Annotated in this window: 16 protein-coding genes; 2 read left to right on the top strand and 14 right to left on the bottom strand. The window is 41.9% G+C overall.

Going from position 1 to position 18,423, the window contains the following annotated elements; all coding sequences use genetic code 11:
• Nucleotides 1-56: 56 nt before the first annotated feature.
• The 3 genes from IEV61_RS00845 to mnmE all read right to left on the bottom strand — a co-directional run bounded on the left by IEV61_RS00845 (nt 57) and on the right by mnmE (nt 3,456).
• Nucleotides 57-1,604, bottom strand: coding sequence for a carbon-nitrogen hydrolase family protein (locus tag IEV61_RS00845; RefSeq protein ID WP_188412911.1), 1,548 nt, complete (start codon nt 1,602-1,604; stop codon nt 57-59).
• Nucleotides 1,605-1,736: 132 nt separating this feature from the next.
• A complete protein-coding gene (locus IEV61_RS20660) occupies nt 1,737-1,871 on the bottom strand; it encodes a hypothetical protein (protein ID WP_262890581.1) in 135 nt (44 codons plus the stop codon).
• Between the two features lie 205 nt (nt 1,872-2,076).
• A complete protein-coding gene (mnmE, locus tag IEV61_RS00840; protein WP_188412909.1) occupies nt 2,077-3,456 on the bottom strand; it encodes a tRNA uridine-5-carboxymethylaminomethyl(34) synthesis GTPase MnmE in 1,380 nt (459 codons plus the stop codon).
• Between the two features lie 147 nt (nt 3,457-3,603).
• On the opposite strand from mnmE, the gene IEV61_RS00835 reads away from it, so the two are divergent.
• Complete coding sequence (locus IEV61_RS00835; protein WP_188412908.1) at nt 3,604-4,107, top strand: DUF4385 domain-containing protein; 504 nt, start codon at nt 3,604-3,606, stop codon at nt 4,105-4,107.
• On the opposite strand, the gene IEV61_RS00830 is transcribed toward IEV61_RS00835, so the two are convergent.
• On the bottom strand, nt 4,108-4,752 hold the full coding sequence (locus tag IEV61_RS00830) for an HAD family hydrolase (protein WP_188412907.1): 645 nt from the start codon (nt 4,750-4,752) through the stop codon (nt 4,108-4,110).
• Between the two features lie 163 nt (nt 4,753-4,915).
• Between IEV61_RS00830 and IEV61_RS00825 the strand changes: the two genes are divergently transcribed.
• Nucleotides 4,916-6,169 carry a metallophosphoesterase gene (locus IEV61_RS00825; protein WP_188412906.1) on the top strand — a complete coding sequence of 418 codons (1,254 nt, stop codon included), beginning with the start codon at nt 4,916-4,918 and terminating at the stop codon, nt 6,167-6,169.
• A 293-nt stretch (nt 6,170-6,462) separates the two neighbouring features.
• On the opposite strand, the gene IEV61_RS00820 is transcribed toward IEV61_RS00825, so the two are convergent.
• The 10 genes from IEV61_RS00820 to spt all read right to left on the bottom strand — a co-directional run bounded on the left by IEV61_RS00820 (nt 6,463) and on the right by spt (nt 18,170).
• Nucleotides 6,463-7,263: a hypothetical protein gene (locus tag IEV61_RS00820; protein WP_188412905.1), complete on the bottom strand. Its 801-nt coding sequence runs from the start codon at nt 7,261-7,263 to the stop codon at nt 6,463-6,465.
• A gap of 112 nt (nt 7,264-7,375) precedes the next feature.
• Nucleotides 7,376-8,314 (bottom strand): phosphatase PAP2 family protein, encoded by a 939-nt coding sequence (locus IEV61_RS00815; protein WP_188412904.1) that lies wholly within the window; start codon nt 8,312-8,314, stop codon nt 7,376-7,378.
• Nucleotides 8,315-8,935, bottom strand: coding sequence for a sterol desaturase family protein (locus tag IEV61_RS00810; RefSeq protein ID WP_188412903.1), 621 nt, complete (start codon nt 8,933-8,935; stop codon nt 8,315-8,317).
• Between the two features lie 6 nt (nt 8,936-8,941).
• Nucleotides 8,942-9,523 (bottom strand): DUF4833 domain-containing protein, encoded by a 582-nt coding sequence (locus IEV61_RS00805; protein ID WP_188412901.1) that lies wholly within the window; start codon nt 9,521-9,523, stop codon nt 8,942-8,944.
• 13 nt (nt 9,524-9,536) lie between these two features.
• Entirely contained in the window at nt 9,537-10,253 is a 717-nt protein-coding gene (locus IEV61_RS00800; protein ID WP_188412899.1) for a CDP-alcohol phosphatidyltransferase family protein, read from the bottom strand.
• Nucleotides 10,254-10,286: 33 nt separating this feature from the next.
• Nucleotides 10,287-12,845, bottom strand: coding sequence for a DUF5686 and carboxypeptidase-like regulatory domain-containing protein (locus tag IEV61_RS00795; protein ID WP_188412897.1), 2,559 nt, complete (start codon nt 12,843-12,845; stop codon nt 10,287-10,289).
• Between the two features lie 466 nt (nt 12,846-13,311).
• A complete protein-coding gene (locus tag IEV61_RS00790) occupies nt 13,312-14,634 on the bottom strand; it encodes an inositol-3-phosphate synthase (protein ID WP_188412895.1) in 1,323 nt (440 codons plus the stop codon).
• Nucleotides 14,635-14,872: 238 nt separating this feature from the next.
• A complete protein-coding gene (locus tag IEV61_RS00785) occupies nt 14,873-15,856 on the bottom strand; it encodes an NAD-dependent epimerase/dehydratase family protein (protein WP_188412893.1) in 984 nt (327 codons plus the stop codon).
• Nucleotides 15,853-16,968, bottom strand: a complete 1,116-nt coding sequence (locus IEV61_RS00780; protein ID WP_188412891.1) for a GNAT family N-acetyltransferase — start codon at nt 16,966-16,968, stop codon at nt 15,853-15,855. Before IEV61_RS00780 ends, IEV61_RS00785 begins: the two co-directional genes overlap by 4 nt.
• A complete protein-coding gene (gene spt / locus IEV61_RS00775; RefSeq protein WP_188412889.1) occupies nt 16,965-18,170 on the bottom strand; it encodes a serine palmitoyltransferase in 1,206 nt (401 codons plus the stop codon). Before spt ends, IEV61_RS00780 begins: the two co-directional genes overlap by 4 nt.
• Nucleotides 18,171-18,423 lie beyond the last annotated feature (253 nt).

Genomic DNA, 18,423 nt, shown 5'->3' with positions numbered 1-18,423 from the left:
GGTAAAAGAATTTATCAGGGGTTTTATAATTTTGCTGTGTTACAGAGAGCGCTTAATTATTTCTTGCTCTTGTTTACAATCTTGTAAACGTCTAACCTACGGTCTTTTAAATTTCTTACGGCGCCAAAACTGTGCAGCTCTTTCAATAAGTCAACATCCACATCGGCAATTAAAGTAGTTTCGGTATTAGGTGTCGCCTCTGCTTTAATGCCATTACTTGGAAAAGAGAAGTCGGAAGGGGTAAATACTGCCGATTGAGCATACTGTATATCCATGTTGTGTACCTTCGGCAAATTACCTACGCTGCCGGCAATGGCCACATAACATTCGTTCTCAATAGCCCTGGCCTGGGCACAACTGCGCACGCGGGTGTAGCCATTTTGCGTATCGGTCATAAAAGGTACAAAAAGTATTTGCATTCCCTGGTCGGCTAAGAGCCTCGGTAGTTCAGGAAACTCCACGTCATAACAAATCAAGATACCTATTTTACCGCAATCGGTATCGTAAGTGGTAATTATATCGCCGCCAACCATACCCCAGGCGCTGCTCTCGGCAGGAGTGAGGTGAATTTTGCGGTACATTTCGTAAGAGCCATCTCTACGGCAAAGGAAGCCTACATTCTGCAAGATGCCATCTTCGAGGTAAGGCATGCTGCCGGTAATAATGTTGATGTTGTAGCTAATGGCGTATGAAATAAACCTGTCTCTCAAAGGAATGGTAAAATCGGCAATTTTACGCATAGCATCGGCACCACTCAAATGATTGTAGGCCGTCATCAAGGGAGCATTAAACAGTTCAGGGAATAAGATAAAATCGCTTTGATAATCGCTCACTACATCCACAAAAAATTCAATTTGCTCACACAGCGATTCCATATCCGGAAACGGCCTCATTTGCCATTGCACCAAGCCTAACCTAATGATAGATTTTTTAGAATTAATGTGTTGGGCTTCTTCGTTATAATAGATATTATTCCATTCCAGCAACGATGCATATTCCAGCGATTGCGTGTCGCCGGGGAGGTATCCTTTCAAGATCTTACGCACGTGAAAATCATTGGCCAGTTGAAAAGATAGGGTAGGGTCATGAATTTCCTTACCTTTTACTTTCAACAAGTACTCTTTGGGTGTAAGTTTATCTGCATACTCCTTGTACTTAGGTATGCGTCCGCCGGCAATAATGGCGCGCAGATTATGCCTTTCGCAAATTTCCTTGCGGGCATCATAAAGCCTTCGGCCTATTCGCATTCCCCTAAAATCGGGGTGCACAAAAAAATCTATACCATAAAGTACATCGCCATCAGGGTTATGTGTGCCGAAGGTATAATTACCCGTTATTTGTGCATACGTATGGTTATCCCCAAATTTGCTGTAATCAACAATTAACGAAAGCGCGCAACCCGCAATTGCACCGTTGACCAATATACATATTTGCCCTTCAGGAAAGATCTCTACCAGTTTGCCAATATGCATTTCGCCCCAAAAAGAAGCACCTTCCCATTCTGAATAAGCTTCAACCATAGAGGCTTTAAGGCCCAGGTAATCGTCTTTGGTTAGGGTTCGCAGTTCTATCTTAAAATCTTCGCTCTTATTTTCTTTTTCCATGTTGTGATTAATATTTTGTGGCAAACCGAGATGTTTGCCCCGACTATTATGCAATAGTCAATATAACGCACAAGAACGCTAATGCCAGCTTAAAGCGACATTAGCGTTTCTTGTAATTACAATAAATTATAATTATTTCTTTTTGCTACCGGCACCCGAATCGGTGGTGGAAGTAGATTTTTTACCCGACTGGTAATCAGAAGATGACTTTTTGCCTTCGGCGCTTGGCGCTTTCTTTACATTTTTGCTGCCTTTATCTTTACTCATGATGTAGTGCTTTTTAGTTAGATGTTAGTTTAACAATAAACTACTAAAAACAGTTGTCCATAGTAATGTATCACCAATTATATAAAGGTAACACAAAAGCGTGTAAGCAGTTTCAATTCAAGATTTAAAACTGTAATTCTTATTTAAGTGCTTACAGTGAAGCATCGGTTGATGCTTATACTTTTAGGCGCCCGTACTTAGATGATTACTTGCCGATACAGAACTTAGAAAATATATTATCCAGCAAGTCATCCGTGGTAACGGCACCGGTAATTTCGCCTAAGTAGTGCAGGGCCTGCTTTATGTCCATGGCTAAAAAGTCGGAGGTTACCTGGTGATCGATGCCTTGCAGGGTTTTGATGAGGGCTTGCTCTGTTTTTTGGAGAGCTTCGAGGTGGCGTATATTGGTGACCAGTGTTTCGTTGCCGTTCAGCTTGCCCTGTATGGTTTGGTCGTAAATTAACTGTTTTAGCTCATCTATATGCAGCTTTTCCTTAGCCGATATGGCAATAAGGGTGCTGCCTTCGGGTAAATGGGGCTTAAATTTTTCCAGGTAGCCGGGCGACAAATCTATTTTATTAGCCACGATGAGCGCCGGTATGCCGGGCTTATACAGGTCATTGATGTCTTGCTGTAATTCGTCAGGATGAATAGTTTCGGCATCGAACACGTATAGCAGCAAGGCCGACTGGCTGATTTTCTCCATCGTTTTCTGAACACCAATTTGTTCAATAGCATCGGTAGCTTCGCGAATGCCGGCAGTGTCTATCAACCGGAAATTGATACCGTTAATATTCAAAGTCTCCTCAATGGTATCGCGCGTGGTACCGGCTATGTGGCTCACAATAGCGCGGTCTTCATTTAGCAAGGCATTCAGCAGGGTAGATTTACCCGCATTTGGTCGGCCTGCAATAACGGTATTAATGCCTTGTTTAACGGCGTTACCCAGCTCAAACGACTGAATGAGTTTGCCTATAACACGGGTTAGGTCATGAATGAGCTGCTTTAATTGTCCGCGGTTGGCAAATTCCACATCTTCTTCTGCAAAATCAAGTTCCAGTTCTATCATCGATGCAAAGTGCACCAGTTGCTCGCGCAGGGTTTGCAGTTCGGTGCTGTAACCCCCGCGTAGTTGCTGCAAGGCCACCTGTTGCGACGCCTTAGAGTCGGAAGCGATCAGATCGGCCACGGCTTCGGCTTGAGATAGATCGAACTGACCGTTTAAGAACGCCCGTAAGGTAAACTCGCCCGGTTTGGCTGAGCGTGCCCCATGGCGTATGAGTAATTTTATGATGGACTGGATAATGTAATTGGAACCATGACAGGATATTTCCACCACGTTTTCGCGGGTATAGGAGCGGGGGGCTATGAACAGCGAAGCCAAAACTTCGTCTAAAACCAGGTCACCGTCGGTTATGGTGCCGAAGTGTATAGTATGCGATGGCTGCTTGGTAAGATTTTTACCTTTAAAAACACTGTTGGCTATGGCAAGCGCATCAGGGCCCGAAAGGCGGATAACGCCAATGGCACCCGTTCCGTTAGGTGTAGCCAGGGCTACAATGGTATCTTGAGTTAATAAATTCATGGAATTGCAATTGCAAAAATGCTGAATATTAAGCTCATTTGTGTTGAATAGCCGTAAATTTTACAACCCCGGGCACTATGCTAACGCAATAGTGAACAGAAGAACGCCTGCAACTAAACAACTTTTGGTTAACGAGCTTAATTAGCTATGCCATTAAAGCCGTTCGACTACACACTTGCTTTCGATAAAATTAATTTTAGGGAGCAACCTCATCTCTACCTTATTGGCAAAGGTGAGCAGGGCGTATTACTGGTAGAACCCTACAAAAGCGAAATTTTGCCACACTGGCGTTTCAAAGATCCGGAAATAGCGCTCACTTCGGCTAAACACATTTATCGGCAATTCTTAGACTATAAAGCAGCCAATGATTTTATAGGAATGGATATGGCGCGTAAATTCTTGCAAATGGGTTACACCCGTTCAAGGCGTTATGCTAACCATAAGAGTGGTAAGAAATACAAGGGGCCGGTACCCGATGATAAAAAAGGACAAAGTGGCGCTCATGGCCGTGAACAGCTGCCACAGGTTATTGATGAAGTTAAGGCAGCATCAGCCCGAGTATTCTATGATTATTGGCAAAAAACAAAAAACGACGCCGATTATCAGCAAATGATAAAAGAACATCGTTTAAAATATGAAGTCGATCAGTAATTACATGATGGTTTTCAGGTCGCTTAACTGGTTAATGGTAGCTATGGGCTTACCGTTTACCTCGCCAAAACCGTAAGCGGCAAATATCATGGGTACACCAGCTTTGGTGGCGCTATCATAATCGCCTTGTGTATCGCCAACGTATACAGGCTTGGTCAGTTCAAAGTCGTGCACCACATCTATAATGTTCTGAAACTTGGGCTGGCTTTTAGTACCGTAACATTGGTGACCCATAAACGTTTCGTTAAGATCGTTCAGGTTCAGGAAAGTTTCAATATAACCGCACTGGCAATTGCTTACCACGAATAGCTTGTACTTCGTTTTAAGGTACCTAAGTGTAGGCACCAAGCCAGGGTATAATTCGCCGCCCTCGGTGTTTAAGATATTTAATTCGTAGCGTGCACTCAGGGCTTTAAATTCGTTCCTCTTTTCTTCGCTCAGGTAAGGCGCCAGCTTTTCAAAAATAGCATCATAGGCCATGCCGGCTATAGAACTTACAATTTCGGGAGTAACATCGTCTTTTACAAACGGAAGCTCTTCTTTAGCCCGTTGCCATGCTTTGGCTACGTTAACGGTCGAATCCCAAAGGGTGCCGTCGAGGTCGAATATTATGCTGTCGTACTTGTCTTTCAAATCGGTGCTCATGTCGCAAAAGTAATATTTTGAGTAAGGGCAGGGTCAATTAATTTTTAAAGCTTACACATACGCAACAATAGCCCGCTGCCATTGTTGAAATAGGCTAACAAATAACACAAGGCGTATACGCTTACGTCGTATATTCACCGCCTACACACACTAATATAACCACATGCGCCACGGCATTCTGCAATTTACACTTATCCTCGCAGGTATTAGCCTGCTGTTAGACCTGTATGTTCACCAGGGTTTACGCAGCTTAATGCCGCGGCTTGCCAAAAATACCAGGCGTATTGTGCTGGCCAGCTACTGGATCATATCAATAGGCGTTACTTTATTATTAATGCTTAGTTTAAAAAGCAGCAGTAAGCCACCCGGCATGACCACCTATCACCAATGGCTGCTCAGTATCTTTATCACACTATTGATCACCAAGGTGTTTTTTGTGCTGGTATTATTTGCCGGAGATATTTACCGCCTGGTAGCCGGACTTATTAACGCCGGGCGTAAAACACCGGTTAATGGCAAGCGCTATGTACCTGCCCGCAGGCGTTTTGTAAGCGAGACCGCGGTGTTGGTAGCAGCTATTCCGTTCACGTCGTTCTTATACGCTATGTTCAAGGGTAAGTATGATTATAAGGTACACCGCCATACGCTGTATTTTGATGATCTGCCCGAAGCCTTCGATGGTTTTACCATTACGCAAATCTCGGATGTGCACTCCGGAAGTTTTGATAATGCAGAGGCTGTGCAGCGGGGCATTGATCTGGCTAAAGCCCAAAAATCTGACCTGTTCGTTTTTACCGGCGACCTGGTAAATAACGTAGCTTCGGAGATAGAGCCTTACATAGGTCATTTTAGCCAGTTGAAAGCACCTTACGGGCAGTTCTCTGTTTTAGGAAATCATGATTACGGCGACTACGTGCAGTGGCGCAGCGATGCAGATAAAGCCGCTAACCTCGAAAAACTTAAAGCTCATCATAAAACTCTGGGCTATAAACTTTTACTTGATGAAAATGTAAGGTTGGAAAAGGATGGGCAAAAAATTGTCCTAATTGGTGTACAAAACTGGGGGAGAGGTTTTATCCAGATAGGAGATTTAGACCGCGCTATGCAAGGTGTAGCTCCCGATGAATTTAAAATACTCCTGTCTCACGATCCTACGCATTGGGAGGAAAAGGTACGCCACCATCCTTCGTTAGTACATTTAACGTTATCGGGTCATACCCATGGTGCCCAGTTTGGTGTCGAAACAGATAAGTTCAGGTGGAGCCCGGTCAAATACCGTTACCTCGACTGGGCGGGTTTACTGGTCGAAAACAAGCGTCAACTATATGTAAACCGTGGTTTTGGCTTCCTGGCCTTTTCGGGTAGGTTAGGGATATGGCCAGAGATTACGGTGATTGAATTAAAGAGGAGGAGTTAGAGCTTAATTCTGTATTGCTGCAAATTACGAAAGCATGTTTTCAGCGTTGTTACTGCCTTGCTAAGGCACTTGTCATCTCGAACGATAGTGAGAGATCCTGTTCGAAATTGCAAAGCGAGTTATAAGCATGTCCAACAGGGCTTCTCCTTACCACTCGAAATGACGTTGTAATAATTCAAAGAGGATAATAAGCATCTCGAATATGATTTCTTGTTTTCACTCGAAATGACATTTGTATAAACTAAAACGGTGCTACCAAATGGCAGCACCGTTTTATAACTGGTAATTATATCTTATATAGATGCAGTTTTTAAGCTGTCTGGAGCGGTAGTGGTATTTGACGGGGTTTCCCAGTAGATAACAGGTTTTGCTGTTTTGATGGGTTCAGCACGTTTGTTTAAGGCTAATACCTTCTTTTTGCCTTGTTGCTTTTTCGCCAGTTTAGCCATCAGCGCTAACTTTTGCTGGCGGGCTGCATAGGCTAACTCTTCTTTCTTTATGCTTTCATCTAACCCTTGAAATACATTTTCGCTTGGTGGAACCTGAATGTAGGTGTATAAACGGGTATAACTTGTTTTCACCAACGAATCTTGTTCGATAAGGTTATTTCTCCAGGCTAAACGGTGAGCTTCTTTCAGATCTTTTTTAGCCAGGTTATAGTCCTTGATATCCATTTTAATGGCAGCTAAATCGGTTAGCGTATTCACAATACCCGGGATAGACTTTTGCCTGCGCGAAAGTGTGTTAGCTTGTAATATAAACCACTTGGCTTGTGCAAACTTGCGTTGGGTACGGTAAGCCTTAGAAAGGTTACTGTAGCTGTTTACCATACCTGTGGTATCGTTTTGTTTGTAATACAGGTGCATAGCCAGCATGGTATAATTAATAGCATTTTCCGGATTTATGCGTTTGGTATATGCATTAGTAATATTGGCCGGGTTTAAATAATAACCTGCCATTTGCGTGTAGATAGACGCTTTTACGGTATCGTTAGTAGTGATTTGTAACTGCTGTTTTAAACTATCTAACGGGTTGGCCATGGCGGCAACGCTAAAGAGTAATATATATAAAGAAAGTAATAGGTTTTTTTTCATAACAAGCATATTTACTATGTGTACTAAAGTAAATACAAATAGTATGCCTGATTAATGTTGTGCCCTGATAATGACCCTAATGTGGAAAAGTAGGGGCTAATGTGAAGAACCTTTACCCAATTACGGCTTCGTAGCGGTCTAGCCACCCGCGTACGGTTTTAGATTTGGCAACCAATAGGTTAAATAGTCCTATACCCAAGGCAGCGGTTAATATGCCTGCCATTACATCTAAGGTATAATGATGGCTGGTGTATACGGCGGCAAACCAAATACCTACGGTAACGGTACCGAAAAATAAGTTAGCCCAGCCCAGCCGGTTTTTAATACCGTAATACATTACAATAAGCGGATAGCTTGAGTGCAGCGACGGCATAGCCGCAAACACATTAGAGCCTTTGGCATATATAGATTTGAAAAGGTTAATATGAAAATAGGCGTCAAACTTAGCCAAACCTGCCGTATTGCCTGCTGTTGCCCTGTAAAATTGGAAGCCATGATATTGTACATACCAGGGCGGTGCAGCAGGATAGCTGTAATAAACCACAAAGCCTAATAAATTTACCACCACAAAGGTTAGCGAAAAATAAAGGAACTGGCGTTTACGCGTAAAAAACAGGTAGGCTGCAAAGCCCAGCGGCACAGGTATCCAACAGAGGTAAAATACCCCGGTAAGGAGGTGTAAGAAGGTATGGCCGTGAATGCGCCAGTATTCGTTAGGCGTAATAATATGCCCGGCTTCATTGATGCCGAAAAAGCGCTTTTCAAGATTATACAACCCTGCTATATGAACCTCATTGTATTGGTAATTGGGAAAAGCCTTCATGTAATCGAAAATGATCCAATAAACAATGAAGATAGAAAACCCTAATATAAATTTACGGGTGCCGGTGGTGGCAAAGTACAGCACAAAAAAGATAGCGATCAAAAACAGCTGATCGGTTTTGAAACCAACCAGCAATGTTGATACTGCTAAATACAAGGCAGATACCAGTACAACAGCCAGGAAGTTTTTGAGTGTAACTGTTGTGCCTCCGTTTAGGGCAAGGCTCATCTATTTTTTAACAAAATCTGACCGGAACACCTTATCCCAAATAGGAGAGCTTACACCGTAACCTTTAGACGGGTCTTGGTAATGATGCAACATGTGGTGCTGCTTAATGCGTTTCCACATACCACCCTTAAAGTTAAAGTGGTGAATGGCATAATGCGATATATCGTACACCAAATAACCAATTAAAAAGCCGGGGAAGAATGAAAAAATATAAGTAGGCGGCAACAACCAGTTAAACAACAGATATAAGCCCAAAGCCATAGGTATACTAGCCGATGGCGGCATTACCAAACGCTTGGCATCGCTGGGATAATCGTGGTGTACACCGTGGAATATGAAGTGTATACGCAAAGCCCACTCGGCCTTAGGCACAAAGTGAAATACAAAGCGGTGAAGCACGTATTCGGCAAAAGTCCAGAAAGCCAGCCCGCCTATAAATAGGGCAAAAAAGCCGGGAATGGTTACGGTGCTATGTGCAAATGCCATGTAGCATAAATAGCCTATAACCGGAATGTATACGTAAAGGGGTACGGTCCAGTGTACCTTTGATAAAGCTTCTAATAAGTCGCTTTTAAACATCCTTACAGACTCACTCGAATTGGAAACATAATTCTTTTTCATCACACATCAGGGTTTAAAACGTTCGGTAACTTCTTTCCCGTTGGCAGGGTCGGTTCCCTTAAATTCCACATACCGCACATTGGGAACCCAAAAAGATCCTCCTTCAATTTTAACAAAAATACGGTTAACTATGAATTGCCTCTGTGAAATTGTTGCGAAGATATGATATTTTCCGTCAGTACCCTTCATCAGCGTAAGCGGAAATTTTTTGTATGACACAAACCTGATATCATATTTGCCGTTGCCCAATGGTTTTGAGTTAACACCATAAGCAAATTTGCGCTGAATATAATTGAGGTCTTCGTGCTTACCGCCTTCGGTATAACGTATCCAATAGGGGTGCACGGGTTCATCTTCGTCGGGCAAACCGTTGCTGCCCAGTTTTATTTCATAAACAATAGTGTTGGCATTGGCCGACCGTTGAACGTAAAACAAGCGGCTAACGCTGGTTGGTATGGCAGAGTAGGGGTTTCCGGGTAAGTTATATAAATTTTTGGTGGTGTCGTTAGCTAAAGATCTGGCTGTTGCCTTATCGGCATTAAGCGTAAATAGTGTAACAATTAAAAAATAGAATAATCTCAATCTCATACAGGAATAAAACTTAATTTTTGGCGCCGTCTAATGCTTTTTTAGCATCCATTAGTCGCCTGAAGGCTGTTAAGTTGGTAAGCACAGCCAGTATAGTAATAGGGAAGGTGAAGATAGACATGGTTTCGAACACATGGTATTTTATACCCGGTATAAACAGCTTATAGTCGCCGCCAATGTACTGGGCGCTTATACCGCAAGCCAGGGCACAAACGCCTATGGTTACCACGCGCTCGGGGCGCTGCATTAAACCACCTTTAATTTCTACACCCAAACCTTCGGCACGTGCACGTACATAACTCACCATCATAGAGCCAATAAGCGCCACAAAGGCAAATATAGAGCTCAGGAAATAATGCTGCGCCACCAGGTAATAGCATATTCCTAAAAACATGATCAGCTCGCTGTAACGGTCGAGCACAGAATCGAACAAAGCACCGAAAACTGATTTCATGTTACCCAAGCGTGCCACTTGCCCGTCGAGCATATCAAACAAACCGGCAAAAAGAATTAAGCCACCGGCCCAGCCCACTTCCGAAAAATCGTCGCGGGCACCTTCCTCGGCACCGAAAATAAAAATGGCTGCTACGCCAATATTCAGGATAAAGCCTATTAAAGTTACGGCATTAGGAGTAAGCCCTATCTTGATCAAAACCTTTACAAAAGGGTCGATAACACGGTAGATGCCTAATTGCATTTGTGTACGCAAAGTAGTAGTTTGCTGTGCCATTTTATGTTTGCCGAATTTTTTGTGCTAAAATAATTAAAAAATGAATTGGAAGCGGACCCGTATACCCCAGTTTGCTATGTTGGGGTGATCGAGATAGTTGAAACGCCTAACGGCATCTACCCGCAAAACTTTGAATATGTTTTCGATACCCACGCTACCCTCTACGTAAGGTTTGCTCCCCAAAGCGTAGGTGATGGGCGCTCCGGCACCGTCTTTAGGAAACTCGTACAATGATGGATGAGTGGTTGGGTCGTTCTCGCTGCGAACACCACCCCATAATGATTTAAGCGAAGCCACCTCGCGCCATTTCAGTTTCTTTAACAGCGGTACCCGGTTAAACAGTAAACCGTGGAAATGCTGATCAATGTTTACGCTGGCATAATGATCGCTCACAAACTCCAAAAAGTTCATGAGGTTGTAAGAGATAGGATCATAGGCAAAAGTTTGATTTGCGCGGTGTATAGTAAGCAGCGGATAAGGCACCTGGCCAAACGTATTTCCACCTTCGAGCCAAACATCAGCCTCGCCCAATTTTTTCATATACACGTGCTTATATATGTTGAGCGATACGCTGTTGTAATTGTACTGCCCTTGCAGTACATCCTTAAAGCCATGATTGTAATTAAGCGTAAATACTGGGTATTTATTGGTGAACTGCTTGCGGTAAACCTTGCCTTGGTAAAATTCTTCGTGCGGTGCATAACGCAATTGTACGCTGGCTTCGGTAGAAGTAAGATCTTGGGCCGATGTGCGTACGCCACCGTTGAGGTTATTAAAGTATAATGAACCGGCAGGGGTTTGCGTAAGCTTGCGCAAGCCAAGGGTATAAGAAAAACGACTGGCGTACTCGCGGGTATAGCTTACGCGGTAATCATCGTTATACAGGTACTTGTCATTGTTACCACGTTTGAAAGATAACAGGAAGTTGTCTTCGCGCAAGAACAATAACTCTTGTCCCGGTATCCGGGTATCGCGTTGAAAGCTTGCCCTGATATAGTTTTGCGGAAACTTATAAACGGAGTTTTTATTGAAGGAATAGATACCGCTTAAAAAGAACTTGGTCTTCTCGTCTTTAAAACCGTAAGCTACATAGGTTTCGAGCAATACACGCTTGCTGAAATCAATATTGGTACGTCCGCCAAAGCGCAGCCTGAAACCTTCTACCGGGTTAAAGCTGTAAAATGCATTGGCCGGGCCAATATCAACAGGGCCAACCTGCTTATAACCAAAGCCTATCAGGTTAACAATATCAACCGTGCGCTTAAAAGACTTCATGCGGCCTATACTGTCAATATTGTCGTATACTTTCGATTCAGCCGTGCTTAACGTGTCCTGGCGGTTTTTACTCCAAAAATCGGCACTGCGGTGCTTAACTTCATCCGAGGTAATTTCTTGTTGACCTTCATACGTCGTATCAGGACGTGGAACATTAAACTTATAATCCTTAAAGCTGATGCTCCGCTGCCCGAAAAGTCCTCCCTTGCCCGATTTAGATGCGCCAAAATCGGCCGTGGTGGTGGTTTTGCTTAATATGTATCGTCCCTCGGCATTCTTGAAAAATTCGAGGTTGATGTGCATTTCCTTCACCCAATTGAGGTTGATCTTGCGGTTCAGCGTCAAATCGGCCTTTTGAACGGCGTAATTGCCGTCAAGAGTAATGAAGATGCTGCCCTCGTATAAAATATCGTTAGTGTTGCGGGGGGTAAAGCTCAATTCTACCAGCTTGGTGCCGTCAACTATCACAGTATCGGTAATGAAGAATTTGTATTGAGCAGGGGCGTTATCTGATATAGGGCTTAAGAACTCATTGGTCACCAGTACAGCGCTGTTCTTATAAATATCAACATCCTGGTAAAGGTGTTTAAAATAAACGCCAACCCCTTCGCTGCTTAGTACGCTGCCGTAGTTTACGCCTTTTTCGCCTATAACCTTGGTTTTTTTACGTTCAGGATTTTTGCTGTAATAGTAATCGTACACACGCTCGTTCAGGTAAATGGGCAGCAAATTTTTGCCCGGAGCGGTGGTAGTATCACGGTTATCCAACAGAAACTTATACTTGCGGAAAAACTTCCTGTCGCTAAAATTTTCCGAAACGTTGATGAACGAAAAGTTCATACGCTCGTATGCCTGGTACTCCAGGTAATTATAGGCTTCGGGACGATTCTTGTCTTTATGAGCAATTACCTGTCTGATGAGTTCAACGGCAGGGTTATCTTTATTGGTGTATTTTTTTCGCTTGGCCGAATTGATGGTCACCGCCTCAAGCTCGCGGTTATCTGGTGTTAAACTCACGTTCACTACCTGCTCTTTGCCGGGCGTAATAATGATCGTGGTAGTTTTGTACCCAATGAACGATACCTGTATTTTATTATAGGCAAGGTTAGCGGTAGTAAGCACGTATATGCCCGAGTTATTGGTACTGGCGCCAATGGTAGTACCTGCAAAGCCAACGGTAACATAAGCCAGTGGCTGTTTATTGCGCGCATCCGTAACGGTACCGGTAACTACAGTTTTTTGAGCAAAGGCTGTAAGTGTACCTAATAAGATCAGGATGAAAATATTGATCGTTTTTATAAAAACTTTATAACGCATTTATCAAAATAATAGGGACTACTAACTTATAACCGATAACATTAATTAGATGAGTTTATTACCAGCCTATTATTCCGGTACCCCAATAAACTATCCTACAGACGATATTATTTAAGATATGTTACGTAGTAAACCAATTATTAGGTTTGCCCTGCCGCAAAAATACTTATTTAACCGGCATCATTTGTTTAAAAAGCGTAAAAATTAATCGTTTGATTAATTTTTTGAAAGCACAAACTTTGTTGATAGTGATTAGGTACAAATGATGACGACTCAAAATTGGTTTAATTCACTTTAAATTGTTCTGTTAAGAGCGTACTTTGTCTTCAATGTACGCCTACTTATTGCTCAACTAACTTTTTGATGAAAAATGAAGTTTTCTCGTAACAATCTCTATTTAACTGAATTAATTTGAATAAAAAAGCCTCCCATTTTTCAATGGGAGGCTACCTAATTATTTATTCAATTACATGGCATCAACCACATCCTGGTAGTAATCCAGGCCCAGGTGGGTGATCAGATCTTCGCCCATCATGTGGCGCAGGGTGTTTTGCAATTTGGTTAATTGCTTGAAAATATCATGCTCTGCAGGTAGGCCCGGTGCAGTTTGTGGCGATTTTAAGTAGAATGATAACCACTCTTGAATACCGCTCATGCCGGCACGTTTTGCTAAATCGCTGAACAATGCTAAATCTAAAGCAACCGGTGCAGCCAAGATAGAATCACGGCACAGGAAGTTGATCTTGATTTGCATTTTGTAACCTAACCAGCCAAAAATGTCGATGTTATCCCAGCTTTCTTTGCTATCACCGTGTGGAGGGTAGTAGTTAATACGTACTTTGTGGTACATATCGCCATACAAATCGGGGTTAGCTTCTGGTTGGAAAATTTCTTCCAGTACGCTTAATTTAGATACTTCTTTAGTTTTAAAGTTATCCGGATCGTCTAATACATAGCCATCGCGATTACCCAAAATATTGGTAGAAAACCAGCCGTTTACACCTAATGCACGGGCAGCTAAACCTGGAGCAACAATGGTTTTCATCAAAGTTTGACCAGTTTTAAAGTCTTTACCAGCAATTGGGGTTTCGGTGTATTTAGCTAACTCAACCATGGCAGGAATATCTACCGTTAAGTTAGGGGCACCATTTACAAACGGAATCCCTAATTTTAAAGCTGCGTAAGCATAAAGCATGCTGGGTGCAATCAGCTTATCATCAGCCGCTAAACCTGCTTCAAAGGCTACAATGTTTTGGTGAACTTCAGACTCTTCAAAATAAATTTCTGTAGAACCACACCAAAGAACCACAATACGGTCCAAACCGTTCTTCTCCTGGAAGTTTTTAATATCTTCCATCAGTTCGTTAGCCATTTCTAAACGGGTACCGGTTTTAACGTGTGTGCCGTCCAGGTTTTTAGCGTAATTTTTATCAAACGCGGCTTTCATTGGTACAATAGACTCCAGTTCTGACTTAACGGACTCTAACAAGCCCTTTTCCAATACTGCAGCATTTACTGCAGCTTCAAAAACGTTATCAGAATATACATCCCAACCGCCAAAAACGATGTCGTTTAAATCGGCCAGGGGTACAAATTCTTTAATTTTAGGGTAACGGTTTTCAGTTCTTTTTCCTAAGCGGATATTGCCCATTTGAGTAAGGGCGCCAATTGGTTTTGACAAACCTTTGTTCACTGCCTCAACTCCGGCAATAAGTGTGGTAGCTACCGCACCTAAACCCGGAATAAGTATGCCAAGCTTGCCGTTAGCAGGTTTAACGTTGTTTTCCATTTTTATTGATTTTTATTTATTAAAGTGACCGTAGCCATTAATTGTATTTACTGGAAATTGTATTTTTTATATTTCCAAATAATATGTCTATTTTATTTACTTAAACGTTTTCGTAAATAGGGTATAAGTTTGTTATCGATTAATTTAAAGATAATAAACTTGAGGTAATTTCTTCTTAACTCACTTATTTTGTATTGTAAGTGAGTTGTGTTTTATTTATAACCTACTTTAAAAAAGGTTAAAGCCATCCATTTGATTTATACCAGGTTAAAGTTTCTTCAAGACCGGTATTTAAATCATATTTAGGATGAAAATCCAATTCTCGTTGAGCCTTATCAATACTGCATATCCAATTTACGGCAGTAAGTTCGTTCAGCTTTTCAATATTAAGCGCCGATGGTTTTTTAGTGATCTTACTCACACCTTCGGCAATACCTGCCACAATTTTAATAATAGGTAAGGGCAAATGTATTTTAAATGTTTTAACGCCCAGTAAGCGCTTTGTAATATTTGCTAATTGATACCGGTCGTACCGCTTACCGTCTGACAGTAAGTAGGCCGATTGATTTCCCTTTGTTAGCGCTAAAATACAGGCCTGCGCTAAATCTTTAACATATATAAAACTCAGGTATTGATCAATTTTGCCGATGTAGGGCTCAAACTTATTAGCAAATTGCTTTAATACAATCAGAATATCCTTATCGCGCGGGCCATAAACAGCAGTTGGTCTTAAGATAACATAGTTTAACGAAGTGAACTTCTTTAACTCTTCCTCGGCGCGCTTTTTACTGTGGCCGTATGCGGTAACCGGTGCCTGCACACTTGCTTCGGTTAATAAGCCATCTACATTGGCAAACGGGCCAACAGCAGCCAGGCTGCTAATAAAAACAAACTTTTTTATCCTTCCCGATGCTAACGCAGCCTTGGCCAGGTTAACAGTATAATCAGTATTAATGGCGTCGTACTCGGCCTTTGAATTGGCTTTAGTAACGCCTGCGGCATGTATTATATAGTCGTATTGGTTCTCCAGTATTTCGGCAGTTAAGGCCTCCACGCTGTTGAAATTGGTATAAGCGTATTGTACTTTTAAATCTTTTAAGTGATCTACCTTACTGCTTTTACGCACGGCGGCAAACACTTCAAGGTTATTATTAAGGGCAGCTTCTATTAAATGAAAACCCACAAAACCACTTGCACCGGTAATTAATACCCGTTCACTCATATTGCTTTTTCGTAGATGCGGTACTTTTTGTAAGGTTCGCCGTTAATGGCTTTTATGGCATTATTTACCAAATCATTGTGTTCCAAAGTCCACGATGCTTCCGCGTATTTTAAGTTCTTACGACGATATTCTTTGATGATAGTACCGTATAAACAGGCCTCAATACCTTGCTTACGGTAACCTTCTACAACGCCCAAAATCATAATGCGGATACCCTGAATCTTCTTTTTACCTAAAAGAATTTTAAATATACCGGTGGGCAGTAAGCGGCCTCTTCTAACTTTAATGAGTATCTCATTCAGGTTAGGAATAGCTAAGCCTACACCCACAATTTTACCTTCCTGTTCCGCTATGATACAAAAATCAGGATCGAGCAGCATTTTTAAATCTTTAGCCAGGTAGTCAAACTCCGCTTTACTCATCGGAACTGATAGCGTGTTTTGTTCCCAGGCCGAGTTGTAAACCGCAGCAATAGCATCAGCCTCTTCCTGAAACTTTTTCATGTTGATCTTGCGGATCACAATGTTATTACGTTTAAGGCGGGTTTGCAAGACTTCTAACAGGCGTAACGATTTATCATCATAACCTTCGGCACCAAAGCTAAAAGCAATCAAGTCAACCTTTTTAGCTAAACCGGCTTTTTCAATAAGGTCGGCATAATAAGGTGCATTGTAGGTCATCATCACCATAGGCGGCGAATCAAAACCTTCAATCAGTAAACCGCAGGTTTCATTGGTCGAAAAATTGACCGGGCCAATTAACGTGCTTACCTTTTTATCTAATAACCATTTAGTAGCTTTTTCAAAAAGCGCTAATGCTACATCAACATCATTTACGCAGTCAAAAAAACCAAAAAAGCCATCATTGGCCTTATTAAATTCGTTATGCGTGTTATTTAATATAGCGGCAATGCGGCCTACAACTTTATTGCCTTCATATGCTAAGAAGCATTGCAGGCTGTTATGTTCATGAAATGGGTGGGTGGTGAGCAGGTCGCGCTGGGCGATGAAAAGTTCCGGAACGTAATTGGAGTCGCCGGCATACAAATCATGCGGGAAATCGATAAAGGCGGCAAGTTCTTTTTTAGAACTTACCGCAACAATGTTTATCATATTTTTTCTTTAACGGTGGTAACGCCCACCTCTTTAAATACTTTGCCAATTTTATCAACAGCCTCATCAATTTGCTCAAATGTATGAGTAGCCATTAATGAAAAGCGGAGTAGAGATGAATCTGATGGTACAGCAGGCGACACCACAGGGTTAACAAATACACCCGCATCTTGCAGATATTTAGTAACCATAAACGTTTTGGCGTTATCGCGTATATATATAGGTAATATAGGGCTTTCGGTTGGGCCTAAGTCAAAACCTTCGTCAAGCAATAATTTCATGGCATAATTGGTATTATCCCATAATTTTTGGATGCGCTCAGGTTCTGATTCAATAATATCCAACGCAGCAATTACGCTGGCTACAGAGGCTGGCGTCATACTTGCGCTAAACATCAGTGAACGGGCGCGGTGTTTTAAGTAGTCTATAGTTTCAGCATCTGCAGCAACAAAGCCACCTAATGATGCGAACGACTTGCTGAAAGTACCGCCAATGATGTCCACATCATCGGTCATGTCAAAATGCGAAGCTGTACCGGCACCGTTATGGCCAATTACACCCAAACTATGAGCATCATCAACCATAATATTTGCACCATATTGGTCGGCAATGGCAGCAAGTTCAGGCAGTTTAACAATATCGCCTTCCATGCTAAATACGCCATCAACGGCTATTAATTTAACAGACTCTTCAGGAAGCATGGCAAGTTTTCTTGCCAGATCCTGCATATCGTTGTGAGCGTATTTAATTACTTTTGAAAAAGACAACCGGCAGCCGTCAATAATAGAGGCGTGGTCATATTCATCTAATATTAAATAATCGTTACGGCCGGTAAGGCATGACAATACACCCAAGTTAACCTGAAAACCTGTACTAAATAATACAGCAGCCTCCTTGCCAACATAATTGGCTAATCTTTTCTCTAACTCAATGTGTATGTCGAGCGTGCCGTTCAGAAACCTTGAACCAGCACAACCTGTACCATATTTATTTGTTGCTTTGTTAGAAGCTTCTTTAATTTTTGGATGGTTGGTTAAGCCTAAATAAGAGTTCGAACCAAACATCAGCACCCGCTGGCCATCAATAATTACTTCAGTATCCTGGCCTGATGAAATCGGTCTGAAAAACGGGTATAGCCCCATTTTCCTGATATCATTGGCATCAGTAAACTGAGCAATCTTCTCATGTAATTTTTTGCGCATGTATTAACCCTGCTTAAATTTTTTGTAAAAATACCAATCAAAAAGCTTAAAACTTATACTTGATATGTAAAATTTTCAAATAGTACAGTTTAACTCAATATTAACTTAAAATGATAATTAGGTTTAACGACGTACTATCTATCAGGCAAAGTAATCAAAAATTTTTAGAATACTGTATCATAGAAATTTAAAATGTTTTAAAATTTACACTTTTCTCTCTAAAAGGTGGATTTGCCTAATTAATGTAAAAATT

The organism is Mucilaginibacter galii (assembly GCF_014635825.1).
GTDB lineage: Bacteria > Bacteroidota > Bacteroidia > Sphingobacteriales > Sphingobacteriaceae > Mucilaginibacter > Mucilaginibacter galii.
The sequence above is the reverse complement of the archived record's forward strand: the minus strand, read 5'-3'. Positions and strand labels throughout refer to the sequence as shown.

Coding starts and splice junctions, on each gene's coding strand:
- IEV61_RS00845 (WP_188412911.1), bottom strand. CDS start 1,604: ATGGAAAAAGAAAATAAGAGCGAAGATTTTAAGATAGAACTGCGAACC.
- IEV61_RS20660 (WP_262890581.1), bottom strand. CDS start 1,871: ATGAGTAAAGATAAAGGCAGCAAAAATGTAAAGAAAGCGCCAAGCGCC.
- mnmE (WP_188412909.1), bottom strand. CDS start 3,456: ATGAATTTATTAACTCAAGATACCATTGTAGCCCTGGCTACACCTAAC.
- IEV61_RS00835 (WP_188412908.1), top strand. CDS start 3,604: ATGCCATTAAAGCCGTTCGACTACACACTTGCTTTCGATAAAATTAAT.
- IEV61_RS00830 (WP_188412907.1), bottom strand. CDS start 4,752: ATGAGCACCGATTTGAAAGACAAGTACGACAGCATAATATTCGACCTC.
- IEV61_RS00825 (WP_188412906.1), top strand. CDS start 4,916: ATGCGCCACGGCATTCTGCAATTTACACTTATCCTCGCAGGTATTAGC.
- IEV61_RS00820 (WP_188412905.1), bottom strand. CDS start 7,263: ATGAAAAAAAACCTATTACTTTCTTTATATATATTACTCTTTAGCGTT.
- IEV61_RS00815 (WP_188412904.1), bottom strand. CDS start 8,314: ATGAGCCTTGCCCTAAACGGAGGCACAACAGTTACACTCAAAAACTTC.
- IEV61_RS00810 (WP_188412903.1), bottom strand. CDS start 8,935: ATGAAAAAGAATTATGTTTCCAATTCGAGTGAGTCTGTAAGGATGTTT.
- IEV61_RS00805 (WP_188412901.1), bottom strand. CDS start 9,523: ATGAGATTGAGATTATTCTATTTTTTAATTGTTACACTATTTACGCTT.
- IEV61_RS00800 (WP_188412899.1), bottom strand. CDS start 10,253: ATGGCACAGCAAACTACTACTTTGCGTACACAAATGCAATTAGGCATC.
- IEV61_RS00795 (WP_188412897.1), bottom strand. CDS start 12,845: ATGCGTTATAAAGTTTTTATAAAAACGATCAATATTTTCATCCTGATC.
- IEV61_RS00790 (WP_188412895.1), bottom strand. CDS start 14,634: ATGGAAAACAACGTTAAACCTGCTAACGGCAAGCTTGGCATACTTATT.
- IEV61_RS00785 (WP_188412893.1), bottom strand. CDS start 15,856: ATGAGTGAACGGGTATTAATTACCGGTGCAAGTGGTTTTGTGGGTTTT.
- IEV61_RS00780 (WP_188412891.1), bottom strand. CDS start 16,968: ATGATAAACATTGTTGCGGTAAGTTCTAAAAAAGAACTTGCCGCCTTT.
- spt (WP_188412889.1), bottom strand. CDS start 18,170: ATGCGCAAAAAATTACATGAGAAGATTGCTCAGTTTACTGATGCCAAT.